At 66.3% G+C, this 24959-nt stretch carries 26 protein-coding genes; 12 read left to right on the top strand and 14 right to left on the bottom strand.

From position 1 onward, the window contains the following. The first annotated feature begins 151 nt into the window (after positions 1–151). From HNP46_RS11710 to HNP46_RS11665, 10 genes are all read left to right on the top strand, one after another. On the top strand, positions 152–1126 hold the full coding sequence (locus HNP46_RS11710; protein WP_184589007.1) for a KpsF/GutQ family sugar-phosphate isomerase: 975 nt from the start codon (positions 152–154) through the stop codon (positions 1124–1126). Then, positions 1127–1651: a KdsC family phosphatase gene (locus HNP46_RS11705; RefSeq protein ID WP_184589005.1), complete on the top strand. Its 525-nt coding sequence runs from the start codon at positions 1127–1129 to the stop codon at positions 1649–1651. It abuts the gene before it with no gap. Positions 1652–1659: 8 nt separating this feature from the next. Further along, positions 1660–2232: an LPS export ABC transporter periplasmic protein LptC gene (gene lptC, locus HNP46_RS11700; RefSeq protein WP_184589003.1), complete on the top strand. Its 573-nt coding sequence runs from the start codon at positions 1660–1662 to the stop codon at positions 2230–2232. Further along, positions 2219–2755 carry a lipopolysaccharide transport periplasmic protein LptA gene (gene lptA, locus HNP46_RS11695; RefSeq protein WP_184589001.1) on the top strand — a complete coding sequence of 179 codons (537 nt, stop codon included), beginning with the start codon at positions 2219–2221 and terminating at the stop codon, positions 2753–2755. Before lptC ends, lptA begins: the two co-directional genes overlap by 14 nt. Next, positions 2755–3480: an LPS export ABC transporter ATP-binding protein gene (gene lptB / locus HNP46_RS11690; protein ID WP_184588999.1), complete on the top strand. Its 726-nt coding sequence runs from the start codon at positions 2755–2757 to the stop codon at positions 3478–3480. Before lptA ends, lptB begins: the two co-directional genes overlap by 1 nt. A 255-nt stretch (positions 3481–3735) precedes the next feature. After that, positions 3736–5241, top strand: coding sequence for an RNA polymerase factor sigma-54 (locus HNP46_RS11685; protein WP_184588997.1), 1506 nt, complete (start codon positions 3736–3738; stop codon positions 5239–5241). 77 nt (positions 5242–5318) lie between these two features. Further along, positions 5319–5627: a ribosome hibernation-promoting factor, HPF/YfiA family gene (hpf, locus tag HNP46_RS11680; protein WP_184588994.1), complete on the top strand. Its 309-nt coding sequence runs from the start codon at positions 5319–5321 to the stop codon at positions 5625–5627. Positions 5628–5636: 9 nt separating this feature from the next. Then, the gene (gene ptsN, locus HNP46_RS11675) at positions 5637–6104 is read left to right on the top strand and encodes a PTS IIA-like nitrogen regulatory protein PtsN (protein ID WP_037009823.1); all 468 of its coding nucleotides are present in this window, start codon (positions 5637–5639) and stop codon (positions 6102–6104) included. 2 nt (positions 6105–6106) lie between these two features. After that, positions 6107–6964 carry an RNase adapter RapZ gene (gene rapZ, locus HNP46_RS11670; protein WP_184588991.1) on the top strand — a complete coding sequence of 286 codons (858 nt, stop codon included), beginning with the start codon at positions 6107–6109 and terminating at the stop codon, positions 6962–6964. Between the two features lie 34 nt (positions 6965–6998). Then, a complete protein-coding gene (locus HNP46_RS11665; RefSeq protein ID WP_184588989.1) occupies positions 6999–7271 on the top strand; it encodes an HPr family phosphocarrier protein in 273 nt (90 codons plus the stop codon). A gap of 12 nt (positions 7272–7283) precedes the next feature. Here the strand turns inward: HNP46_RS11665 and HNP46_RS11660 are convergent, their stop codons facing one another. The 6 genes from HNP46_RS11660 to pmbA all read right to left on the bottom strand — a co-directional run bounded on the left by HNP46_RS11660 (position 7284) and on the right by pmbA (position 12589). Beyond that, entirely contained in the window at positions 7284–8177 is an 894-nt protein-coding gene (locus HNP46_RS11660; RefSeq protein ID WP_409372431.1) for a ZIP family metal transporter, read from the bottom strand. A 22-nt stretch (positions 8178–8199) separates the two neighbouring features. Then, on the bottom strand, positions 8200–8826 hold the full coding sequence (locus tag HNP46_RS11655) for a superoxide dismutase (RefSeq protein ID WP_184588985.1): 627 nt from the start codon (positions 8824–8826) through the stop codon (positions 8200–8202). Between the two features lie 33 nt (positions 8827–8859). Then, positions 8860–9309, bottom strand: coding sequence for a hypothetical protein (locus tag HNP46_RS11650; protein WP_184588983.1), 450 nt, complete (start codon positions 9307–9309; stop codon positions 8860–8862). A gap of 29 nt (positions 9310–9338) precedes the next feature. Then, on the bottom strand, positions 9339–10715 hold the full coding sequence (gene fumC / locus HNP46_RS11645) for a class II fumarate hydratase FumC (RefSeq protein WP_184588981.1): 1377 nt from the start codon (positions 10713–10715) through the stop codon (positions 9339–9341). After that, positions 10708–11091, bottom strand: a complete 384-nt coding sequence (locus HNP46_RS11640; protein ID WP_184588978.1) for a FagA protein — start codon at positions 11089–11091, stop codon at positions 10708–10710. The genes fumC and HNP46_RS11640 overlap by 8 nt, the downstream gene beginning before the upstream one ends. A 148-nt stretch (positions 11092–11239) precedes the next feature. Further along, positions 11240–12589, bottom strand: coding sequence for a metalloprotease PmbA (gene pmbA, locus HNP46_RS11635; RefSeq protein ID WP_184588976.1), 1350 nt, complete (start codon positions 12587–12589; stop codon positions 11240–11242). A gap of 116 nt (positions 12590–12705) precedes the next feature. Here pmbA and yjgA point away from each other — a divergent pair, with 116 nt between their 5' ends. Further along, positions 12706–13230, top strand: coding sequence for a ribosome biogenesis factor YjgA (yjgA, locus tag HNP46_RS11630; RefSeq protein WP_260403152.1), 525 nt, complete (start codon positions 12706–12708; stop codon positions 13228–13230). Between the two features lie 40 nt (positions 13231–13270). Here yjgA and tldD read toward each other — a convergent pair whose 3' ends face one another. From tldD to mreB, 8 genes are all read right to left on the bottom strand, one after another. Beyond that, complete coding sequence (gene tldD / locus HNP46_RS11625; RefSeq protein WP_184588972.1) at positions 13271–14713, bottom strand: metalloprotease TldD; 1443 nt, start codon at positions 14711–14713, stop codon at positions 13271–13273. A 2-nt stretch (positions 14714–14715) separates the two neighbouring features. Then, positions 14716–15564 (bottom strand): carbon-nitrogen hydrolase family protein, encoded by an 849-nt coding sequence (locus HNP46_RS11620; RefSeq protein WP_184588969.1) that lies wholly within the window; start codon positions 15562–15564, stop codon positions 14716–14718. 54 nt (positions 15565–15618) lie between these two features. Then, a complete protein-coding gene (locus HNP46_RS11615; RefSeq protein WP_184588967.1) occupies positions 15619–19437 on the bottom strand; it encodes a YhdP family protein in 3819 nt (1272 codons plus the stop codon). A gap of 152 nt (positions 19438–19589) precedes the next feature. Next, complete coding sequence (gene rng, locus HNP46_RS11610) at positions 19590–21047, bottom strand: ribonuclease G (RefSeq protein ID WP_184588965.1); 1458 nt, start codon at positions 21045–21047, stop codon at positions 19590–19592. Positions 21048–21094: 47 nt separating this feature from the next. Then, a complete protein-coding gene (locus HNP46_RS11605; protein ID WP_184588963.1) occupies positions 21095–21679 on the bottom strand; it encodes a Maf family protein in 585 nt (194 codons plus the stop codon). A 61-nt stretch (positions 21680–21740) separates the two neighbouring features. Continuing rightward, complete coding sequence (mreD, locus tag HNP46_RS11600) at positions 21741–22229, bottom strand: rod shape-determining protein MreD (RefSeq protein WP_184588961.1); 489 nt, start codon at positions 22227–22229, stop codon at positions 21741–21743. After that, positions 22229–23254: a rod shape-determining protein MreC gene (gene mreC / locus HNP46_RS11595; RefSeq protein ID WP_409372430.1), complete on the bottom strand. Its 1026-nt coding sequence runs from the start codon at positions 23252–23254 to the stop codon at positions 22229–22231. Before mreC ends, mreD begins: the two co-directional genes overlap by 1 nt. A 132-nt stretch (positions 23255–23386) precedes the next feature. Further along, positions 23387–24424, bottom strand: a complete 1038-nt coding sequence (mreB, locus tag HNP46_RS11590) for a rod shape-determining protein MreB (protein WP_017518164.1) — start codon at positions 24422–24424, stop codon at positions 23387–23389. Positions 24425–24663: 239 nt separating this feature from the next. On the opposite strand from mreB, the gene gatC reads away from it, so the two are divergent. After that, positions 24664–24951 (top strand): Asp-tRNA(Asn)/Glu-tRNA(Gln) amidotransferase subunit GatC, encoded by a 288-nt coding sequence (gatC, locus tag HNP46_RS11585; RefSeq protein ID WP_184588959.1) that lies wholly within the window; start codon positions 24664–24666, stop codon positions 24949–24951. The last annotated feature ends 8 nt before the right edge of the window (positions 24952–24959 follow it).

Genomic DNA, 24959 nt, shown 5'->3' with positions numbered 1-24959 from the left:
TAACACCCCGCCAAGGCCCGCCCCAAGGGCTGCTAAGGCGCTGTTAAGGCTCAGTTCAGCAAAATGCGGTCAACATGAGATGTCTGTGGTGAAGCCGGACCCGCTTTCCCGTTATAATCTCGCACTTCATTTCGCCCCACGCCTTTGGAACATGAGCCAGAATCACGAATTCATCCAGTCGGCACAGCGCACCATCCGCCTCGAGCGCGACTCGGTGGACGCCCTGCTGCCGCGCATCGGCGCCAATTTTTCCCTCGCCTGCGAGCTGATGCTCGACTGCAAGGGCCGCGTGGTGGTGGTCGGCATGGGCAAGTCGGGGCACATCGCCCGCAAGATCGCGGCGACCCTGGCCAGCACCGGCACCCCCTCGTTCTTCGTCCATCCGGCCGAGGCCAGCCACGGCGACATGGGCATGATCACCAAGGACGACGTGGTCCTGGCGCTCTCCAACTCCGGTTCCACCGCGGAAATCATCACCCTGCTGCCGCTGATCAAGCGCCTGGGCATCACCCTGATCAGCATGACCGGCAATGCCGAGTCGCCGCTGGCCAAGGCCGCCGCGGTCAACCTGGACGCCAGCGTGGAGCACGAAGCCTGCTCGCTGAATCTGGCGCCGACCTCCTCCACCACGGTCTCCCTGGTGCTCGGCGACGCCCTCGCCATCGCCCTGCTGGAAGCCCGCGGCTTCACCGCCGAAGACTTCGCCTTCTCGCATCCGGGCGGCGCCCTGGGCCGCCGACTGTTGCTGAAAGTGGAAAACATCATGCACGTGGGTGAAGCATTGCCGCAGGTCTCCCCCGGCACTTCGCTCAGCGGCGCACTGCTGGAAATGACCCGCAAGGGCCTGGGCATGACCATCATCCTCGGCGCAGACGGCCGCCTCGCCGGCGTATTCACCGACGGTGACCTGCGTCGCACCCTGGACAAGGGCCTGGACGTGCGCCAGGTGACCATCGACCAGGTGATGACCGTGCACGGCAAGACCGCCCGCCCGGACATGCTCGCCGCCGAAGCCCTGAAGATCATGGACGACCACAAGATCAACGTGCTGGTGGTGGTCGACGACAAGGAACATCCGGTCGGCGTGCTGCATGTCCACGACCTGACCCGCGCGGGAGTCATCTGAATGACCGCAGACCTGCTGCAACGCGCGAAGGCGGTACGCCTGGCGGTGTTCGACGTCGACGGCGTGCTCACCGACGGCAAGCTCTACTTCCTGCCCGATGGCGGTGAGTTCAAGACCTTCAATACCCTGGACGGCCAGGGCATCAAGATGCTGATGAACTCCGGTGTGCGCACCGCGATCATCACCGGTCGCTCCAGCCCGGTGGTCGAGCGCCGCGCGCAGAACCTGGGCATCAACCACCTGTACCAGGGCCGCGAGGACAAGCTGGTAGCGCTGGACGAGCTGCTCGCGCAACTCGGTCTAGGCTATGAGGAAGTCGCGTACCTGGGCGACGACCTGCCTGACCTGCCGGCCATCCGCCGTGCCGGCCTGGGCATGGCGGTCGCCAGCGCCGACGCGTTCGTGCGCCAGCACGCCGACGGCGTGACCCAGGCTCGTGGCGGCGAAGGCGCCGCGCGCGAGTTCTGCGAACTGATCCTGCGCGCCCAGGGCAATCTCGAAGCCGCCCAGAGCGCGTACCTCTAGAGCCGAACATGCCCAAGACACTCCGCCAGAAGCTACTGCTCGCCCTGATCGCCATCGGGCTGATCGCCCTGGGCTACTACTGGAACGTGCGCCTGGACTTCAGCGAACGCCAGCTCAAGTCGCAGACCAGCGATTCCATCGATTTCTACGTGGTGAACGCCAAGAGCGTTCAGTACCGCGTCGACGGTTCCCTCGCCTACGAGATGACCGCCGACAAGCTCGAACACCTGAAAGCAACCGATATGACCCTGGTCACCACGCCGGACCTCTACTTCCACCGGGAGAACGAGCCGCAGCCGTGGCATGTCCAGAGCGTTCGCGCCGAGGTGGGCCCGGAAGGCAAGGAAGTCGAACTGATCGATGACGTGCGCGTTGCGCGCACCGACTCGCAGAACCGCACCCTCCTGCTCAACACTACCCGCATGACGGTGTTCCCAGACAAGGACTATGCGCAGACAGAGCAACCCGTGAAGATCACCGAACCCAACGGTGTGACCACGGCCGTCGGCATGAAAGCGTATCTGAAAGACAGCCGGATGCTCCTGCTGTCCAACGTAAGAGGTCAGCATGAGGCTCGTTAACACCCTCCCCCTTTTCTTCAGCCTCGTTGCCGCCATTGGCAGCTCTGCCGCCTGGGCACTTCCCACCGACCGGGAACAGCCTATCCGCGTCCAGGCCGACAGCGCCGAACTGGATGACAAGCAGGGCGTGGCCGTCTATCGCGGCGACGTGGTAGTGACCCAGGGCAGCATGAAGCTGACCGGCAACACCGTTACGCTCAAGCAGAACAAGAACGGCGACATCGAGGTCGTCACCTCGGTCGGCAAGCCTGCCTACTTCGAGCAGAAGCCGGCGCCGGACAAGCAGATCACCCAGGCCTACGGCCTGACGATCCAGTACTTCGTCACCCAGAACCGCGTCGTGCTGATCGACCAGGCCAAGGTGATCCAGGAAGGCAACACCTTCGAAGGCGAGAAGATCGTCTATGACACCCAGCGCCAGATCGTCAACGCAGGCCGCGCCACCGGCTCCCAGGTGACCACCCCGCGCCCGCGTATCGACATGGTCATCCAGCCGAAGAAGAAGCAGGATCAAGCGCAGTAATGGCTACCCTCACCGCCCAGCACCTCGCCAAGAGCTACAAGAGCCGGCAAGTCGTCCGCGATGTCAGCATGAGCATCGAGAGCGGGCAGATCGTCGGCCTGCTCGGTCCCAACGGAGCGGGCAAGACCACCTGCTTCTACATGATCGTCGGCCTGGTGCGCGCCGATCAGGGCATCGTGCGCATCGACGAGCAGGACGTCACCCACCTGCCCATGCATGGCCGCGCCCGCGCCGGCATCGGCTACCTGCCGCAGGAAGCCTCGATCTTCCGCAAGCTGTCGGTGGCGGACAACATCGGCGCGATCCTGGAAACCCGCAGCGACCTCGATCGCGCCGGTCGCCAGGAAGCCCTGGAAAGCCTGCTCGAGGAGTTCCACATCCACCACATCCGCGACAACCTCGGCATGAGCCTGTCCGGTGGTGAACGCCGCCGCGTGGAAATCGCCCGCGCCCTGGCCAGCTCGCCGAAGTTCATCCTGCTCGACGAACCCTTCGCCGGCGTCGACCCGATCTCCGTGGGCGACATCAAGCAGATCATCCACCACCTCAAGGCCAAGGGCATCGGTGTACTGATCACCGACCACAACGTCCGCGAGACCCTGGATATCTGCGAAACGGCGTACATCGTCAACGACGGTCAGCTGATCGCCGAAGGCAGCGCCGAGAGCATCCTCGCCAACGACCTGGTGAAGGAAGTCTACCTGGGCCACGAGTTCCGCCTCTAAGCGCACCTGGCCGCGCCCGGCCTGGGCGCGGCAGCTCCATCCCTCCCCCACGCGTGGCGCGGCCCGTCGGCCATTCCGCGACGTATCCGCCTGCCTGGACTACCCTGGCGCAACCGGGTTGTAACGAAAGGTCGACAGGGCCTAGGCAAAGCGTCCAAACTCAGGCATATAATTTGCTTCCTCGCGGCGCCCTGGCGTCCGTAGTCGTGGATATGGCGCGCTTTGCGCCAGCGAACAAGGTGCCAAGTTCCAGCCATGAAACCATCGCTAGTCCTCAAGATGGGCCAGCAGCTGACGATGACTCCGCAGCTGCAACAGGCCATCCGACTGCTCCAGCTGTCCACGCTGGACCTCCAACAGGAAATCCAGGAAGCCCTGGAGTCCAACCCGATGCTGGAGCGCCAGGAAGAAGGCGAGGACTTCGACAACAGCGACCCCATGGCCGACGGCGCCGAATCGGCTACCAACGGCAGCACCAGCAGCTCCCAGGACAACTTCCAGGAGAGCTCCACGCCCAACAACGTCGACAGCATCGACGAAGACCAGTGGGCCGAACGCATCCCCAACGAACTGCCGGTCGACACCGCCTGGGAAGACATCTACCAGACCAGCGCCAGCAGCCTGCCCAGCAACGATGACGACGAGTGGGATTTCACCTCCCGCACCTCCGCCGGCGAAAGCCTGCAGAGCCACCTGCTGTGGCAGCTCAACCTCCTGCCGATGTCCGATACCGACCGCCTGATCGCCCTGAGCATCATCGACGGCATCACCGATGACGGTTACCTCGACGAATCCCTCGACGACATCCTCGCCTCCATCGACCCCGAGCTCGGCGTGGAGATGGACGAGGTGGAAGTCGTCCTGCGCCGCGTGCAGCAGCTCGAACCGGCCGGCGTCGGCGCGCGCAACCTGCGTGAATGCCTGCTGCTGCAGTTGCGCCAGATGCCGGCCAAGACCTACCTGCAGGCCGAGGCCATCCGCCTGGTCAGCGACCACCTGGACCTGCTCGGCAGCCGCGACTACACCCAGCTGATGCGCCGCATGAAGCTCAAGGAAGACGAGCTGCGCGAAACCATCGAGCTGATCCAGTCGCTGCACCCGCGTCCCGGCTCGCAGATCGAGTCCGGTGAAGCCGAATACGTGGTGCCGGATGTCATCGTTCGGAAACATAACGAACGCTGGCTGGTGGAGCTGAACCAGGAAGCGGTGCCGCGCCTACGAGTGAATTCGCAGTACGCGGGCCTGGTGCGCCGCGCCGATTCCAGCGCCGACAACACCTTCATGCGCAACCAGTTGCAGGAGGCGCGCTGGTTCATCAAGAGCCTGCAGAGCCGCAACGAGACGCTGATGAAGGTGGCGACGCAGATCGTCGAGCACCAGCGCGGCTTCCTCGAATACGGCGAGGAAGCGATGAAACCGCTGGTCCTGCATGACATCGCCGAAGCGGTGGGCATGCACGAGTCGACCATCTCCCGCGTCACCACGCAGAAGTTCATGCACACGCCGCGTGGCATCTTCGAGCTGAAATATTTCTTCTCCAGCCACGTCAGCACCTCCGAAGGCGGCGAATGCTCGTCCACCGCCATCCGCGCGATCATCAAGAAACTGGTCGCGGCGGAAAGTCCGAAAAAGCCATTGAGTGACAGCAAGATCGCTGGTTTACTGGAGGCACAGGGCATTCAAGTGGCACGTCGCACCGTCGCCAAGTACCGGGAGTCCCTAGGAATCTCTCCCTCCAGCGAACGCAAGCGACTGGTATGACGTTGATCCACGCCAAAGTGTTCCGGCGGCAGGCCACCTAACCTGCCACTTACACACGGCAACAAGGAGAAAGCGGTATGCAAGTCAACATCAGTGGACATCAACTGGATGTGACCGACGCCCTGCGCGACTATGTCGGCGAGAAACTGAGCCGGCTGGAGCGCCACTTCGACAAGATCACCAATGTTCAGGTCATCATGGAGGTCGAAAAGCTGAAGCAGAAAATTGAAGCCACCCTCCACATCGCCGGTGGCGAAGTGGTGGCCTGCGCGGAACATGAAGACATGTACGCGGCCATCGACCTGCTCACCGACAAACTCGACCGCCAACTGATCAAGCACAAGGAAAAGTACCTCGAACGCCAGCAAGGTGTCGGTGTTCGTTAACCCCTCTCTATGATCCGACTTGAGCAAATCCTGACCCCCGGCCGTTCCCTGGTGAACGTGCCGGGCGGCAGCAAGAAACGCGTCCTCGAACAAATCGCCAACCTGGTGGCTCGCGAGCTGCCGGGTTTCGATTCCCAAGACATCTTCGACAGCCTGGTGGCCCGGGAGCGCCTGGGCTCCACCGGCTTCGGCAACGGCATCGCGATTCCGCACTGCCGCCTGCCCGGCTGCCAGTCGCCGATCAGCGCCATCCTGCACCTGGATCACCCGGTGGACTTCGACGCCCTCGACGGCGCGCCGGTCGACCTGGTGTTCGTGCTGCTGGTGCCCGAGGCGGCGACCGAGGAACACCTGGAACTGCTGCGGCAGATCGCCTCCATGCTCGACCGCTCCGACGTCCGCGACCGCCTGCGCCACGCCGCCAACGGCGAGGACCTGTACCGGATCGTCGTGGACTTCCAGAATAACGGGCACTGAGCATGCGCCTGATCATCGTCAGTGGGAGATCCGGCTCGGGCAAGAGCACCGCGCTCAACGTGCTCGAAGACAACGGCTTCTACTGCATCGACAACCTGCCGGCCAGCCTCCTTCCGGACCTGGCCCAGCGCGCCCTGCTGCACACCGAGCTGCTGCACCCGCAGGTCGCCGTCTCCATCGACGCGCGCAACCTGCCCAGCCAGCTGCAACGCTTCCCCGAGCTGCTGCAGGAAGCCCGCGACAAGCACATCCAGTGCGACGTGCTGTACCTCGATGCCGATGATGAAACGCTGCTCAAGCGCTTTTCCGAGACCCGCCGGCGCCACCCGCTGACCACCGATACCCGCTCGCTGGCCGAAGCCATCGCCGACGAGACCAACCTTCTGGCGCCGATCGCCGACCTGGCCGATCTCAAGCTCAACACCACCAACCTGAACCTCTACCAGCTGCGCGACGTGCTCAAGCTGCGCCTGCTGAACAAGCCCGAACTGGGCACGGCGTTCCTGGTCGAATCCTTCGGCTTCAAGCGCGGCATGCCGGTGGACGCCGACCTGGTGTTCGACGTGCGCTGCCTGCCCAACCCCTACTGGAAGCCTGAGCTGCGCGAGCACACCGGGCTGGAAGTGGAGGTCCAGGAGTACCTGGCGGCACAACCGGACGTCGAGGAGATGTACCAGGATATCCTTGCCTACCTGAACAAGTGGCTGCCGCGCTTCGCCGCGAGCAACCGGGCCTATGTGACCATCGCCATCGGTTGTACCGGCGGCCAGCATCGCTCGACCTATATTGCCGAGCGCATCGGTCAGGCCCTCAAGGAAACCCTCACCAACGTACAGATTCGCCACCGCGACCTGAGCTAAGCAGCGACAGACAACAAAAGGACAGCCCCTCGCGATGCCCGCCCTCGAAGTCACCATCATCAACAAGCTTGGCCTGCACGCCCGTGCAGCGGCCAAATTCGTCGGCGTCGCGGGTCGTTTCCCCTGCCAGGTGCGCGTGGGTCGCAACCCCGAGAGCACGGTCGACGGCAAGAGCATCATGGCTGTGATGATGCTGGCGGCCGGCAAGGGCACCAACTTGCACCTCGCCGCCGAAGGCGAGCAGGAAGACGAAGCGCTGAAGGCGCTGGTCGAGCTGATCAACAACTACTTCGACGAAGGCGAGTGACGCGCCGGGCCCTCAGCCCAGCGACGTATCCAGCACCATCATCAGACAGAAGCCGATGATCAGCCCCTGGGTGGCCTGCGCCGCGTGGCCGCGCCGCTGGGATTCGGGAATGATCTCGCGCACCACCACGTAAAGCATCGCACCGGCCGCCGCGGCCAGCCCCCAGGGCAGGAACATCTGCGAGATACCGATGAGCCAGGCGCAGAGCACCGCGAACAGCGGCTCGACCAGCCCGGAAGCCGCACCGGCCAATGCCGCCTTGCCGCGCGAGACGCCGGCCCCTGCCAGCACCAGCGCAATCGCCAGTCCTTCGGGGACGTCCTGCAGCGCAATGCCTAGTGCCAGGCCGCTCGCGCCCTGCACTTCGCCGCCGGCGGCAACCCCGACAGCCATCCCCTCTGGAATGTTGTGCAGAACGATGGCAGCGACGAACAGCAGGATGCGCGCCGGCACCTGGCCTTCGGCGACGCCCTGGATATTCGCCTGGGCGTCCTCCAGCACACGCCCGAACACCGCGAGACCGAAAGCTCCCAGGGCCAGGCCGAGGCTGACCAGCAGCGAGGCTAGCCAGGTCGGGCGGCCGGCGGCTTCCGCGGCCTCCAGCGCCGGCAGCAGCAGGGAAAAGGCGGTGGCCGCCAGCATCACTCCGGCGCCGAAGCCGAGCATGGCGTCGGCGATGCGCGCCGGCATGCTGCGCACCAGCAGCACCGGCACCGCCCCCAGGGCGGTGCCAAGCGCGCAGAGCATGCCGCCGTGCAGGGCCAGGTACATCGGTGCAGACAGGGATAGCCTCGCCAGCAACATCAGGTGATTGACCACCAGCACACCGCCGCCGAGGACAATGCTCAGTCCCAGCAACCAACGCAAATTGCGTCCTCCGCTTTCACGCAGACTCTGCACGATCAGACGCATGGGACGACCCTGGGTTTCATCCTTGTCCCCGTACCTGCTGCGCCAGTCGATAGCGCCGCAGCACCTCCGGCCAGGCGACCACGTTGTAGAAGGCGGCGATGTATTCCGGCCGGCGGTTCTGGTAGCGCAGGTAATAGGCGTGCTCCCAGACGTCCAGGCCGAGGATCGGAACGTTGCCCAGCATCAGCGGGCTGTCCTGGTTGCCGCTGCTTTCCACCAGCAACTTGCCCTGCGGGTTGACGCTCAGCCACGCCCAGCCGCTGCCGAAGCGAGTCAGCGCAGCCTTGGTGAAGGCCTGGCAGAAGGCGTCGTAACCGCCCAGTTCGGCATCGATGGCCTGGCGCAGTTCTTCCTGCGGCTGGCCGCCGCCATCGGGCGCCATCACGGTCCAGAACAGCGAGTGGTTGGCATGGCCGCCGCCGTTGTTGATCACCGGCCCACGCAGGGCTTCGGGGAGGCTGTCGAGCTTGCGCAGCAACTGCTCCACCGGCACTTCGGCGAACTCGGTGCCTTCGAGCGCGGCATTGAGGTTGTTGATGTAGGTCTGGTGGTGCTTGCTGTGGTGGATTTCCATGGTCTGCGCATCGATGTGCGGTTCCAGGGCGTCGTAGGCGTAGGGCAAGGCAGGCAGGACGTGAGGCATCTTCGAACCTTCTGTCAGTGGAAGTGCACGGAATCAGTGGTAACGCATGGAATGCACGGCGGTGAACAGACCCGGACGCAGTTCTACTGCGCCCTGACGACGCAGCAGGCGCTGGGTACGCGGGTAAGTGCCGTGCTCGCCGATGAAATTCAGCAGCTCGACGTAGGTCCGGCGGCTGTGCTGCACCGCCGCCGCACGCAGTTCGGAGCGCTTGCGCAGGTCTTCGCCCAGGTACAGCAGGCGCTCGTGGCAGGCGCAGAGGTACTCGGCGGTCTCTTCCGGCTGGCCCAGCTGCAGATGCAGGTCGCCGAGGTTGTGGTGGGAGATGACGAAGGCCATCACCGCTTCCTCGGCGTCGTGCCAGCGGTCCAGCAGCACCTGCGCCAGCGCCAGGGCGTGGAGGTAGTGCTCACGGGCATCGATCAGTTCCTGACGAATGAAGCAGCGGTTGCCCAGTTCGATGGTGCGTTGCCAATGACGCATGGCAGGTTCCTCCAGCGGGTGGGGCGGACTCAGAGTCCGCCGGCGGTGAGCTTCTCGGGATCGAGCAACTGCTCGAGGCGGGCTCGGTCCAGATCAGTGTTTTCCAGCGCGACCTCGATGATCGGGCGCCCTTCGCGATAGGCCTGCTTGGCGATCTCCGCAGCCTTCTGGTAACCGATGATCGGGTTCAGCGCGGTGACCAGGATCGGGTTGCGCGACAGCGCTTCGCGCAGGCTCGCCTCGTTGACCTTGAAGCTGGCGATGGCCTTGTCCGCCAGCAGGCGGCTGACGTTGGCCAGCAGGTGGATGCTGTGCAGCAGGTTGTCGGCGATCACCGGCAGCATCACGTTCAGTTCGAAGTTGCCGGACTGCCCGGCGACGGCGATGGTGGTGTCGTTGCCCATCACCTGGGCGGCGACCATGGCGGTGGCTTCCGGAATCACCGGGTTGACTTTGCCCGGCATGATCGAAGAACCCGGCTGCAGCGCCTCCAGCTCGATCTCGGCGAGGCCGGCGAGCGGGCCGGAATTCATCCAGCGCAGGTCGTTGGCGATCTTCATCAGCGCCACGGCCAGCGCCTTGAGCTGGCCGGAAGCAGCCACGGCGATGTCCTGGGCGCCGATCAGCGCGAAGAAGTCGTCACCGGGGCGGAACGCCAGGCCAGTCAGGCCGTTGAGTTCCTCGCAGAAGCGCGCGGAGAACTGCGGATGGGCATTCACCCCGGTGCCCACGGCCGTGCCGCCCTGGGCCAGCTGTTGCAGGGCCGGCAACTGCCCTTCGATGCCCTGGGACGCCTGGCGTACCTGCTGGGCCCAGCCGCCGAGGACCTGGCTCAGGCGCACCGGCATGGCGTCCATCAGGTGGGTACGGCCGGTCTTCACGTGCTGGTGCACCGCCTTGGCCTTTTTCTCCAACGTCGCGTGCAGGTGATCCAGCGCCGGCAGCAGGTGCTGGTGGATCTCCAGCGCCGCGCTGATGTGGATGGTCGAGGGAATGATGTCGTTGCTGCTCTGCCCGCAGTTGACCTGGTCGTTGGCGTTGACCGGTTTGCCCAGGCGGCGGCTGGCGAGGGTGGCGACCACTTCGTTGGCGTTCATGTTCGAGCTGGTGCCCGAGCCGGTCTGGAACACGTCCACCGGGAAGTGCTGCTGCAGGTCGCCGGCCAGCAGTTCCTCGCAGGCGGCGACGATGGCGGCGCCGGTTTCCGCGTCCAGCTGTTCCAGGCTGACATTGGCACGCGCCGCAGCCGCCTTGGCCAGCAGCAGGGCGCGGATGAACGGACGCGGCATACGCTGGCCGCTCACCGGGAAGTTGTTCACCGCCCGCTGCGTCTGGGCGCCATACAGCGCCGAAGCCGGCACCTGCAGTTCACCCATGCTGTCGCGTTCGATACGGCTGTCAGTCATTCTCGATTCCTTCTTGCAGTCTCAGGGAGGGCGCCATCTCTTGCTGCGCCATGCGCCGGGCCAGCAGGCTCAGGCGTTGGCGCTGGGCGGTCGAAGTCGCCAGGCGTTGCAGTTCACGCAGGGGGAGATAGGCGTGGTCCAGGCAGAGCACGCGCCAATGCCAGGGCAGCGCGATGTCGCGGCTGCTGTCGAGCAGCAGCGCGAAGCACTTCTCGAACAGGCGCCAGGCCGGCACCGGTTCCCAGGCCGCCAGGTAACGCGCCTCACCGAGGAATTGCTCGACCAGGCGCGGCTCGTCCGGCTCCAGGGCACAGCGGATGCGGGTACCCAGGCGGTACCAGCGGTCGGTGATCGAGCTGTCGACGTCGGCGAACATGGCAATCTCTCAATCGATAATGAGATTGATTATTGTTTCCGAGAGACAAAAAAACAAGCCGCGTGAACGCAAAGGTCCGCGCGGCTGCTCTGGAGAAGAGTTCGGAGAAAAGCTGGACGCCGCGGCCAGCGGGGCCGCGACGGGTGGATCAGTTGCCGGCGACCATCATCTTTTCGATGAGCACGGAGCCGGTGTGCAGGTTGCCGCGGTACTCCACGTCGTTGCCGATGGCGACGATGTTGCGGAACAGGTCGCGCAGGTTGGCGGCGATGGTGACTTCCTGCACTGGGAACTGGATTTCACCGTTCTCTACCCAGTAACCGCCGGCGCCACGGGAGTAGTCGCCGGTGACCAGGTTGACGCCCTGCCCCATCAGCTCGGTGACCAGCAGGCCACGACCCATGCGGCGGATCAGGGCGGCCTGGTCCTCGTCGCCATGGCTGACGAACAGGTTGTGCACGCCGCCGGAGTTGGCCGTGCTGGGCATGCCCAGCTTGCGCCCGGAGTAGGTGCCGAGCACGTAGGAGACCAGTTCGCCGCCCTCGACGAAGGGCTTGGCGTAGGTCGCCAGCCCATCGTTGTCGAACGACGCGCTGCCCAGCGCACCGCGCAGCAGCGGGCGCTCGTCCAGGGTCAGCCACTCCGGGAACAGGCGTTGGCCCAGCGCGCCTTCGAGGAACGAAGACTTGCGATACAGGCTGCCACCGGAGATGGCACCGAGGAAGTGGCCGAACAGGCCGACTGCGACTTCCGGGGCGAACAGCACCGGGACTTCGGCGGTCGGTACCGGACGGGCTCCCAGACGGCTGGCGGCGCGCTCGGCGGCGCGGCGGCCGATGGATTCGGGCGTCGCCAGCAACTCGCCGCGGCGGTTCACGTCGTACCAGTAGTCGCGCTGCATCTGCCCTTCGAGCTCGGCGATCATCACGCAGCTCAGGCTGTGGCGGGTGCTGGCGTAGCCACCGGCGAAGCCATGGCTGTTGCCGTAGACGCGGCAGCCCTGGTGGGTATTCAGCGTGGTGCCGTCGGCCTTGGTGACACGCTTGTCGGTGGCGAACGCGGCCGCTTCGCAGGCCAGGGCGCGCTCAATGGCCTGGTCGGGGGTGATCGACCAGCCGTGGTAAAGGTCCAGGTCCGGCAGGTCGCGGGCCATCAGGGCCGGATCGGCCAGGCCGGCGCAATCGTCCTCGGAGGCGTGCTTGGCGATGGCCAGCGCCGCCGCCACGGTTTCGCGGATGGCGTCTTCCCCAGTGGCCGAAGTGCTCGCCGAGCCCTTGCGCTGGCCAACGTACAGGGTGATGCCGAAGCCCTGGTCGCGGTTGAACTCGACGGTCTCGACTTCCCCCTGGCGCACCGAGGTCGACAGCCCCTGCTCCACCGATACCGCCACCTCGCAGGCGCTGGCGCCCTGCCGGGAAGCCTCGGCGATGATCCGCTCGACCTGCTCGCGCAGTTCGGGAAGGACCTCCGGGCTCACTGCCGGGTTGTGTTCGCTCATTGCATGCCTCTCCTGTTCATGGTCCGGCCCCGCCATCAGGCGGCGGCGACCGGCGCGGGCCGGACAAGCGGCCCCTGACTCGTTATCATGGCGGCGTTTTCAACGAGACCCCCGCCATGGCTGAAATTCACGATGACGACTCGTCCTTCGATGAGAAGAGCAAGTCGCAAGTAAAACGCGAAATGCACGCGCTGCAGGAACTCGGCGAGCGCCTGACGACGCTCAAGGCCGACATGCTCGACCGCATGCCGCTGACCGATCCGCTGCGCCGCGCACTGGAAGAAGCTCCCAAGCACAAGGCCAACGCCGCCAAGAAACGCCACCGGCAGTTCATCGGCAAGCTGATGCGCGACCAGGACGTCGAGGCCATCCTCGCCCTGCTGGAACAGGTCGACACCTCGACCCGTCAATACAACGAACGCTTCCACGCCCTGGAGCGCTGGCGCGACCACCTGGTGACCGGCGGTGACGCGGCGCTGTCGGCCTTCTTCGGTGAATACCCCGAAAGCGATCGCCAGCACCTGCTCCAACTGATCCGCCACGCCCAGCACGAGGCCGCTCACAACAAGCCTCCGGCCGCGGCGCGGAAGATCTTCAAATACATCCGCGAACTGGACGAGATCAAACGCGGCCTGCGTTGAGCGGCCGCGCACATCCCCTCCAGCCTCACCGGCAACTGCCTCAGGCGCCCGTGCCGCCGACGGTGATGGCGTCGATCTTCAGGGTCGGCTGACCGACACCGACCGGCACGGACTGGCCGTCCTTGCCGCAGGTGCCCACGCCGCTGTCCAGCGCCAGGTCGTTGCCGACCATGGACACCCGGCTCATCACTTCCGGACCGTTGCCGATCAGGGTCGCGCCCTTCACCGGGCGGGTGATCTTGCCGTTCTCGATCAGGTAGGCCTCACTGGTGGCGAAGACGAACTTGCCGCTGGTGATGTCCACCTGCCCGCCGCCGAGGTTCGCGCAGTAGATGCCGCGCTCGACGCTGGCGATGATTTCCTGCGGATCGCTCTGCCCGGCCAGCATGTAGGTGTTGGTCATGCGCGGCATCGGCAGGTGCGCGTAGGACTCACGGCGGCCGTTGCCGGTGCGCGCCACGCCCATCAGGCGGGCGTTGAGCTTGTCCTGCATGTAGCCCTTGAGGATGCCGTTCTCGATCAGCACGTTGCAATTGGTCGGCGTGCCTTCGTCGTCCACCGACAGCGAACCGCGACGGCCGGCGATGGTGCCGTCGTCGACGATGGTGCACAGGCTGGAAGCGACCTTCTCGCCGATGCGCCCGCTGTAGTTCGAGCTGCCCTTGCGGTTGAAGTCGCCTTCCAGGCCGTGGCCCACGGCTTCGTGCAGCAGCACGCCGGACCAGCCGGCGCCCATCACCACCGGCAGGCTGCCGGCCGGCGCAGGCACCGCTTCGAGGTTGACCAGGGCCTGGCGCAGCGCCTCGCGGGCATAGCTCATGGCGCGGTCTTCCTGGAGGAAGTACTTGTAATCGGTACGTCCACCGCCGCCATGACCTCCACGCTCGCGGCGGCCGTTCTGCTCGACGATGACGCTGACGTTGAAGCGCACCAGCGGGCGGATATCCGCGGCCAGCGAACCGTCGGCTGCGGCGATCAGCACCTGGTCCCAGACGCCGGCAAGGCTCACGGTGACCTGCTGGATGCGCGGATCGAGGGCGCGGGTGGCGGCGTCGATCTTCTGCAGCAGTTCGACCTTCTCGGCACGGCTCATCACGTCCAGCGGGTTTTCGCCGGCGTACAGGCGCGTCGGCACCACGGCCTGGAATGCCTGGACCTTGCCGTTCTGCCCGGCGCGGGAGATCGAACGGGCGGCGCGGGCAGCCTGGATCAGCGCTTCATGGTTGATCGCGTTGCTGTAGGCGAAGCCGGTCTTCTCGCCGGACTGCGCGCGCACGCCGACGCCCTGGTCCATGTGGAAGCTGCCTTCCTTGACGATGCCGTCCTCGAGCATCCAGGACTCGGAGACCTGGCTCTGGAAGTACAGGTCGGCCGCATCGATGCCTGGACCGCTCAGCTCGTGCAGGATCGGCGACAGCTGGTCGATATCCAGACCACCGGGGGCCAGCAGGTGCTGGCTGACGGATGACAACAGTTCGCTCATATTCACTCCGTACGCGCCGGTCGTGGTTCGACCGGCGGGAAAAATCTTCTGTGCCGGGCAATCGGCATGCGCTGCCGGACCGCCGCCTGTTCCTCGCTGTCGCGCTCGGCCAGCAGTACGGCCTCGCCCTTGGCCTGTTCGGCGAGGACTCGTCCCCAGGGGTCGACGATGGCCGACTGGCCCCAGGTTTCCCGTCCCTTGGGGTGGGTTCCGCCCTGTCCGGCCGCCAGCAGGTAGCACTGGGTCTCGATGGCACGGGCACGGACGAGGATTTCCCAGTGCGCCGCGCCGGTCACCGCGGTGAAGGCCGACGGGGCGCTGATCAGTTCCGCGCCGGCTTCGCGCAGCGCGGTGTAGAGCTCGGGGAAGCGCAGGTCGTAGCAGACCGTCAGACCCAGGCGCCCCACCGGCGTATCCGCCACCACCACGCGCTGGCCGAAGGCGTAGTCATCCGACTCGCGGTAGCGGCCACGGGCGTCGGCGACGTCCACGTCGAACAGATGCAGCTTGTCGTAGCGCGCCGCCACTTCGCCGCGTTCGTCCACCAGCAGCGAGCAGGCGTTGGCCTTGGCGTCGGGCTGGCCTTCGGGCGGCAGCGGCAGAGTGCCGGCGACTATCCACAACCTGAGGTCGCGGGCGGTGCTTTTCAACCAGGGCAGGATCGGCCCGATACCCTGGGCTTCGGCGCGGCCGAGCTCGGCGAGATCGCGGCGGCCCATGGCGGCGAAGTTTTCCGGCAGCACGGCGAGGCGCGCACCGCTCTCGGCGGCCTGTTCGAGCAGGCGACGGGCGGCGGCGAGATTGGCCAGGACATCGTCCTGGCTGACCATCTGGATGACGGCAAGGGACATGGCAAGCTCCGGTAGTGCCTGGGTTTCATGCTAACCGATGGCCGCACAGTCTGCTCAACGGGGTTTTTCGAAGGGTTTCTCGAAGGCGATGGTCGGACTCTGCCAGGGGCCCTTGACGCTGTACTGCACGCTGGCGAAGCGCGCGACCTTGTCGCCCAGCAGCTTGTCGACCACGAACAGCGCGCCACCGATGGCCGGTGCGCCGACGATCAGCGCCGCCAGCGGCAGGTTGTTGGTCACCGGCAGGGTCACCAGCAGCTTGGCGTCGATCTGGTCGTGGGCCATGTCCAGGGTGCCGTTGAGCTCCAGGTTGCTCGACGGCCCGTCCAAGCGCAGCGGCTCGCGGGTGAAGTAGACGCCGTCGGTGGCGGTGAGCACGCCCTTCACCCGGTCGTAGCTCAGGCCCTTGCCCAGCAGGTCGGAGAAGTCCAGGCGCAGGCGGCGGTTGATGGCGTTGAAGTTGAGCAGGCCGAACACCCGCAGGGCGTTGGCGCCGCCTTCCACTTCGACGAACTGGCCCTTGCGCAGGCTGGCGTCGAGGGTGCCGCCGAAGCGCCGCAGGTTCAGCGCTGCCGGCGAGCCCGGCCAGTTGCCGTTGATGTCCACGCGGAAGCGCTCGCTGGTCACGCTGGGGGCAAAGTCCCAGGCCTTGAGCACGTCGGCCAGGTTCTTGCCTTCGAGCTGGCCCTGGAAGGTGCTGCGCGCGCTCGCTCCCGTGCCGTCCCAGCGCAGGTTGCCCTTCACCGAGAGGCCGCGCAGGTCCAGGTTGACGTCGTTGAAGCCGGCGCCGGTGGTGGTCGGGCGCAGGTTGAAGCTCCAGGCGCCCACCGGCTGGCCGGCCTTGAGGACCTGGCGGATGCTGACGTCCATCGGCGGCAGGCTGCGCGGATCGATGTTCGCCAGCGGGTCGGGCTGCTCCACCGCCTTGGCCGAGTCGATGGCCTCGCCCTTGGGCAGGTCGATGCGGTCGAGGGCGATCTGGATCGGCCGCGACTTGTTGTCCGGCAGCGTGATCTTGCCGGACACCAGCGAGCTGACCAGGCCGAGCTGCCAGCTGCTGTCGACGCGCAGCAGGTCCAGGGTGAGGTTTTCCAGGGTCTGGCCGAAGCCCTTGAAGCGGCCGATCTGCACATCGGCGCCGCGCAGCAGGCCGGCCGCTCCTTCGACGCCGCTGTTGGAGTACTTCTTCGCGACCGCCATCCAGGCATCGGCATCGACCTCGTCGACCTTGCCGCGCACCTGCACGCCGCTCCAGTTGGGCAGCACCGCCGGATCACCGCCCAGGCGCAGCACGCCGCGGCCGACCAGTGGCTGCTCCGCCGGGGCGGCATAGGCCAGGCTGGCGCGGTCGCCGTAGGTCGCCCAGTAGCGTCGCTCGGCGCCTTCCAGGGTCATGCGCCACTCGCTCTCGCGGGTTTCCTGGGCGGCCTTGCCCAGCGGCGCCGGCAGGTCGATGGTCACGCCCTGCAGGTTGGAAGCGACCTGCAGCTGGCTGTCCTTGCCGTCCAGCAGCAGGTTGAGCTGGAACGGCACCTTGCCATCCACCGGCAGCTGCTTCTGCACCTTGGCCCACTCCAGCAGGGACTTCACCGCGACCTGTCCGCCCACCAGCACACGCGTGCGCGGCACGCCGTTGCGGCCCTCGGCGCGGATGCTGCCGGTGATCCGCGAACCGAGTACCTGGGCGGCGACGTTCTGGCCGCTGAGGCCGCTGTCGGTGTCGTAGCGGAACTTGCCCTTGACCTGCTCCAGGTTCAGCTCGGGTTTGGCGATCTTCAGCCGGGCCTTGTCGGTGTCGAAGTCGACTATCACCCGCGCCTTGCTCACCTCACCCTTGGCCAGCGGGATATCCAGGTTGAGGTGGCCGCTGAGGTCACCTTCGCCTTCCCAGCCCTCGAAGGTATGACTGGCGCCGATCGGCGAGTCCTGCAGAATCTTCAGGCCATCGACCAGATTGCTGTCGATATCGCCATTGACGTGCAGGTGCGAAGGTTCGCCCGGCGCCGAATGGGGAATCTCCACCAGTACATCGCGCACCTGGCTGTTGAGTATCTGCCCGGAGCTGGCATTGATGCTGACGCCGGTATCCTCCACCCGCACCTCCCCCTCTGCCTTGCTCAGGCCGGGCCAGCCGGGCTGGTAGTCGAGCACGCCGTCGTGGACCTTGAAGTACAGGGTCATGGCGTGCGCCTCGGGGGCCGAATGCTTCTGCAGCGAGCCCTGCCAGAGGAAATAGCCCTGCTCGATGCGCCCGCTCTTGATCGAGCCCTTGAGCCAGGCGGCGAGGTCCTTGCTCATCTGCGGGATGACGGTGGGCAGGTACTTGCCGGTGTAGCGCGCGTCGCCGTTGCTCATGCCGACGCGCAGGTCCATGTAGTCTTCCAGCTCGGGGTCGCGCATCAGGCGGATCAGCATGTCGCCGGCCAGGGTGCCCTCCTCGCCCTCCACCTTCATCAGGTGGCTGCCAAGGGTGAAGGCCTCGTCATTGAGCTGGAAGAACAGACGGGCGTGGGCGCTGCGGTAGCGCCACGGCTCGGGGAACAGCGTCGCCAGGTGCAGCATGAAGTCCTGGGCATTGGCGTCCAGCGTGCCGCCGCCGAGGTTGCCGCTGAAGGTGCCATCGACGTTGGCCACCGCGGGCACGTCATGGAAGGCGCTGACGCCGACCTTCTCCAGGTTGGTGGCGTAGGCCACGCGCTCGGCGCCTTCGCGCTGCGGCCAGTAGTCGAAGTTGACGTTGTGCAGCACGCCGTGGGGCTTGAGGCCGTCCAGCCATTCGACGGCCTTGTCCGGCAGCGGCGCCAGGGCGGTGATCATCGGCGCCAGCGGTGTCAGGTCGAGGCGGTCGGCGCGCAGCTGCCAATGCTCCTCGTCCTTCATGCGCCGGGTCAGCTCCAGCTCCACTTCGCCCCAGCGGGTATCGCCCAGATTCGCCGCCAGGTCGGCAACGCGCAGGTCGAAATCGTCGCCCTGGCGCTGGAAGAACAGGCTGACGCCGAGGTCGCTCAGGCTCACCGGCTTGCGCTCGCCCAGGGCGGCGTCGATCTTCGGCGCGTTCAGGCGCGCCACGGCCGCGACCGGCACGCCCTGCTCGACCGTTGCCCAGAGTTCCCCACCGGCCTTGGCCTGGGCCAGCCGCCAGGCGCCGGTCAGGCGCTCGGGCAGCCATTGGGCCCAGTCGGCCTGGGGCAGGCTGAGGTAGACCTGCGCCGAACTCTTCGTCCAGTCATCGCGGTTCAGGCGGGTTTCCAGGCGCGCCGCCACCGGCTCGCCGCCCGGCAGGCTGAAGCGCGCTTCCAGGCGCTGGCGGCTGCCGCTGCGCAGGGTCATGCCGACGTAGTTCAGCGACAGCGGGTTGGCCTGCTGCGGCAGCACGGTCAGTTGGCTGTCCATCAGCGACAGCCGGCGCGGGGTGAGCAGCAGGTCGATGAGCTTGCGCGGGTCGGTGGCGGTGTTGCGGTTGGGCAGGCCATCGGCGTGCCATTGGCCGGCCTCGTCCTCGCGCAGGGTCAGGTGCAGGCCTTCCAGCTCCAGGCTGTCGACGCGCGGCTGGCGCGCCATCAGGCTGCCGAGGATGTCCGGGGTCAGGCGCACGCGCTCCAGGCGCAGCGAGTCGTTGCCCTCGCCCAGCTGGATGTCGCGCACCACGATGATCGGGCTGAAGCCGCGCCAGTGCCCTTCCAGCGCGCCGATGCCCACCGGCAGGCCAAGCTGCTGGCTGGCCTGCTGCGCGAGGTCGTCGCGGTACTCCGCCACCAGCGGCACCAGTTGCCGACCCAGGCTGACATACAGCGCGAGCAGCACCAGGCCCAGGGCAAGCAGCCCGAGCACGAGACGCAGCGTGGTGGCGAGCAGGCGGCCGGCTTTTTCCATGTCAGCCGGATACCGGGGTGCGAAGGATCATCGGGCGGCCTCCCAGCCTTGGACAGTCGATCAGGGTCTGACAGTGTGGAACAGGTAAAGCTCCGCAAACCCGCGGGGCAAAGCGTTCCCCACCCGCAACGCAGCGCCGTGCGACGCGCTGCTCAAAGCAGGACAACGTCGTACTGCTCCTGGGAGTACATGGCTTCGACCTGGAACTTGATCGGCCGACCGATGAACAGCTCCAGATCGGCGACGTTGCCCGACTCCTCGTCGAGCAGACGGTCCACCACCTTCTGGTTGGCCAGCACCAGGTAGGAGTTGGCCTGGTAGGCCCGCGCCTCGCGGAGAATCTCGCGGAAGATCTCGTAGCAGATGGTCTCGGCGGTTTTCAGGTTGCCGCGCCCCTGGCAGCACGGGCAGGGCTCGCAGAGCACCTGCACCAGGCTTTCGCGGGTGCGCTTGCGGGTCATCTGCACCAGGCCCAGCTCGGTGATGCCGATGATGTTGGTCTTGGCATGGTCGCGTTCGAGCTGCTTCTCCAGGGTGCGCAGGACCTGGCGGCGATGCTCCTCGTCTTCCATGTCGATGAAGTCGATGATGATGATCCCGCCCAGGTTGCGCAGGCGCAGCTGGCGGGCGATGGCGGTGGCGGCCTCGAGGTTGGTCTTGAAGATGGTCTCTTCGAGGTTGCGGTGGCCGACGAAGGCGCCAGTGTTGACGTCGATGGTGGTCATCGCCTCGGTCGGGTCGATGATCAGGTAGCCGCCGGACTTGAGCAGCACCTTGCGCTCCAGCGCCTTCTGCACCTCGTCCTCGACCCCGTAGAGGTCGAAGATCGGCCGCTCGCCGGGGTAGTGCTCCAGGCGGTCGGCGATTTCCGGCATGAGTTCTTCGACGAACTGCGTGATCTTCTGGAAGTTCTCCCGGGAATCGACGCGAATCTTCTCGATCCGCGGATTCACCAGGTCACGCAGGGTGCGCATGGCCAGGGACAGGTCTTCGTAGATCATCGTCGGCGCGCCGACGGTCTTGATCTGCGCGTCGATCTGGTCCCACAGGCGGCGCAGGTAGCGGATGTCGGCAAGGATCTCGTCCTCCCCGGCGCCCTCGGCGGCGGTGCGCAGGATGAAGCCGCCGCGCTCGACGATGCCTTCGGCCTCGACGCACTTGGCGACCACCTGCTTGAGGCGCTCGCGCTCGTGTTCGTCCTCGATCTTCAGGGAAATGCCGACATGGCTGGTGCGCGGCATGTAGACCAGGTAGCGCGAGGGGATCGACAGGTGCGTGGTCAGGCGTGCGCCCTTGGTGCCGATGGGGTCCTTGGTGACCTGCACCACCAGGCTCTGCCCTTCGTGGACCAGCGCGCCGATGCTCTCCACGGCGCTGCCCTCGCGGGTGGAAATCTCCGCGGCGTGGATGAACGCCGCGCGCTCCAGGCCGATGTCGACGAAGGCCGCCTGCATGCCCGGCAGCACCCGCACGACCTTGCCCTTGTAGATGTTGCCGACGATCCCGCGGCGCAGCGTGCGCTCGACGTGGACTTCCTGCAGGACGCCGTTCTCCACCACCGCCACGCGCGATTCCATCGGCGTGATATTGATCAGGATCTCTTCGCTCATGCGCCCTTCCTTATCGCGCCCGGAGTCTTGCCAGCGCTACTTTCCGATCAAGACTGCCAGCTAGGGATGGAGAAGTCAGCCAGCAATGCCGAGGTTTCGCATAAAGGCAGGCCGACCACGGCGCTGTAGCTGCCCTCGACGCGGCTGACGAAGATCGCCGCGAGCCCCTGGATAGCATAGCCACCGGCCTTGTCCTGGGGCTCGCCGGTTTCCCAGTAGCGCTCGGCTTCCTCGACGGAAATCTCGCGGAAGGTCACCCGGCTGCTGACCACGCGGGCTTCGCAGCGCTCGCGGTCGGCCACCGCCACGGCGGTCAGCACCTCGTGCTCGCGCCCGGACAGCTGGCGCAGGGTGGCCAGCGCGTCGTCGCGATCCAGCGGCTTGCCGAGGATGCGCCCATCCAGCACCACGGCGGTATCGGCGCCGAGCACGCAGACGTCGGCGCGCTGGGCGAGGAAGTTCAGCCCCGCCTGGGCCTTGCCGCGAGCCAGGCGTTCGACATAGGCGAGCGCCGACTCGCCGGGCTGCGGCGTTTCGTCGATGGAGGCGGGCACGATATGGAACGGCAGGCCGATCTGGGTGAGCAGCTCGCGGCGGCGCGGCGAACTGGAGGCGAGGTACAGCTGGGCCATCAGGGACTCCGAAGCGGGTCCGCGCGACGCGGGCCCGGCGATTGCCCCGCCAGGGGGGCGATCAGTTGATGTTCAGGCGCAGCCGCAGGGCCCGCAGCAGCGTATAGACCCAGGGCCAGAGCAGCGCGCTGACCAGCGCCGGCAGGAGGAACACCAGGGTCGGCGGGCGGTTGCCGGTCAGGGCGCTGATCCACAGCTGGACCAGTTGGGCGAGACCGAAGACCACCAGCAGCACCAGGCACTGCTGCCAGATGGGGAACATGCGCAGGCGCTGATGCAGCGCCAGCACCAGGAAAATGATCAGGCTGAGGATCAGCGCGTTCTGTCCCAGCAGGCTGCCGTACAGCACGTCCTCGGCCACGCCCAGCACCCAGGCGCTGAGCATGCCGACCTTCTGCGGCAGGTAGAGCACCCAGTAGGTGAGGAACATCGCCAGCCACAGCGGACGGCCGATCTCCATGAAGCTGGGCATCGGCGCCACCGACAGCAGCAACGCCAGCAGCAGGGTCAGCCAGATCGCCCAGCCGTTGTTGGAGCCCTGTGCGGCCATCAGTGTCGGGCCCTTGCATCGGGATGCGCGGCCGGAGCGCCGGGCGCTGCGGGCGCAGTGCCATTATGGCCACCCGCCGGCTGGGCCGCTGGCGTGACAGGTGCAGACGGTGCGGCCGGTGCGGCCGGTTGCGCGCCGTTATGCGGCGGCGCGGTCGGCGACGTGGCGGCACCGGGCGCGGCAGACTCGGCGGCCTTGCGGTCGGCTTCGGCCTGGGCTTCGGCGGCATCGGTGGCGCGCTGCTCGGGCGTGCGGCTGTCAGTGAAGACCAGCAACACGTAGCGGCTGCGGTTCATCTTGGCGGTCGGCACCGCGCGGATGGTGGCGAACGGCCCGCCGGTGTCGTGCAGCACCTCCTTGACCACCGCCACCGGGTAACCGGCGGGGAAGCGCTGGCCAAGGCCGGAGCTGACCAGCAGGTCGCCTTCCTTGATATCGGCGGTGTCGGCGACGTAGCGCAGTTCCAGGCGTTCCGGGTTGCCGGTGCCCACGGCGATGGCGCGCAGGCCATTGCGGTTCACCTGCACCGGAATGCTGTGGGTGGTATCGGTCAGCAGCAGCACGCGCGCGGTGTAAGGCATGACCTCGACCACCTGGCCCATCAGGCCGCTGGCGTCGAGCACCGGCTGGCCCTGGAACACGCCGTCCTTCTCGCCCTTGTCGATCAGGATGCGCTGGGTGAAGGGGTTGGGGTCGACGCCAATCAGCTCGCCCACCAGCACCTTGTCGTCGACCAGCGCGGAGGAGTTGAGCAGCTCACGCAGGCGCACGTTCTGTTCGGTGAGGGTGGCCAGCTTCTGCAGGCGGCGCTGCATCAACAGTTGCTCGGCCTTCAGGCGCTCGTTCTCGGCCTGCAGCTCGCTGCGGCTGGTGAACTGGTCGCGCACGCCTTCCCACGCACGCACGGGGAAATCGGCGACGCCATAGAAAGGACTCAGCACGAGGCCCATCTGGCTGCGTACCGGTTTCAGATAATCGAAGCGGGCGTCGACCACCATCAAGGCGACCGACAGGACAGCGAGCACCAGCAGGCGCGCGCCCAGCGAGGGCCCTTTGGAGAATATCGGTTTGATGACCGGCTCCTAGCTGTGCGAGGTCGGTTGAAGTTTCACCAGCAAAGACGAAACGTCAACCAACCTTTACAGAACTTTCCTACCTTATTCGGTGGAAAGCAGGTCCATCGAATGACGGTCCATCATTTCCAGCGCCTTGCCGCCGCCACGGGCGACGCAGGTCAGCGGGTCTTCGGCGACGATCACCGGCAGGCCGGTTTCCTGGGCAAGCAGCTTGTCCAGGTCGCGCAGCAGCGCGCCGCCACCGGTCAGCACCAGACCGCGCTCGGCGATGTCCGAAGCCAGTTCCGGCGGGGATTGCTCCAGGGCGCTCTTGACCGCCTGGACGATGGTCGCCAGGGATTCCTGCAGCGCTTCGAGCACCTCGTTGGAATTCAGCGTGAAGCTGCGCGGTACGCCTTCGGCCAGGTTGCGGCCACGGACGTCGACTTCGCGGACTTCGCCGCCCGGGAAGGCGGTGCCGATTTCCTGCTTGATGCGCTCGGCGGTGGATTCGCCGATCAGGCTGCCGTAGTTGCGGCGCACGTAGGTGACGATGGCTTCGTCGAAGCGGTCGCCGCCGACGCGGACGGATTCGGCGTAGACCACGCCGTTGAGGGAGATCAGGGCGATCTCGGTGGTGCCGCCGCCGATGTCGACGACCATGGAACCACGGGCCTCTTCCACCGGCAGGCCGGCGCCGATGGCCGCGGCCATCGGCTCTTCGATCAGGTACACCTCACGTGCGCCGGCGCCCAGGGCCGATTCACGGATGGCGCGGCGTTCCACCTGGGTGGACTTGCACGGTACGCAGATCAGCACACGCGGGCTGGGCTGCAGGAAGCTGTTCTCGTGCACCTTGTTGATGAAGTACTGCAGCATCTTCTCGCAGACGCTGAAGTCGGCGATCACGCCGTCCTTCATCGGACGGATGGCGGCGATGTTGCCCGGGGTACGGCCCAGCATGCGCTTGGCTTCGGTACCGACCGCTACCACGCTCTTCTGGCTGCCGTGGCTACGAATGGCGACCACGGACGGTTCGTTCAGGACGATGCCGCGCTCGCGCACATAAATAAGGGTATTGGCAGTGCCCAGGTCGATCGACAGATCACTGGAGAACATGCCACGCAGTTTTTTGAACATTGGAAAGAAACCCATAGGTGGCGCGTGGGTGAAAAGTGCGCGGGTAAAAAAGTGCGGCAAACTCTAACAATGACGGGGGTTTTGGGCAAGGCGGCAATTTATGCTAGATTCCTCGTTTTTCGGGCCTGCCGGCCCGTCCCAGCGGCCTTCGACCATTCGCCGCGGGTTCTGTTCCCTGCCCCACCCATTCCTTCCGGCCAGGTCCAGTTCGAACCGGGCCGCTCTAGCTGGAGACCCCGATGGCGCTTGAACGCTCCGACGTGGAAAAGATCGCCCACCTCGCCCGTCTGGGCCTGGCGGAAGCCGACATTTCGCGGACCACCGACACCCTGAACAACATCCTCGGCCTGATCGACGCCATGCAGGCGGTCGACACCGACGGCGTGGAGCCCCTGGCCCACCCGCTGGAAGCCACGCAGCGCCTGCGTGCCGACGCCGTCACCGAGGAGAACCGCCGCGAAGCCTACCAGGCCATCGCGCCGGCCGTGGAAGACGGCCTTTACCTCGTCCCGAAAGTCATCGAGTAAGCGCTAAG

The sequence above is a fragment of the Pseudomonas nitroreducens genome, assembly GCF_014204515.1.
In the GTDB taxonomy this organism is placed as follows: Bacteria; Pseudomonadota; Gammaproteobacteria; order Pseudomonadales; family Pseudomonadaceae; genus Pseudomonas; species Pseudomonas nitritireducens_A.
This window is presented reverse-complemented; position numbering and strand designations above follow the sequence as displayed.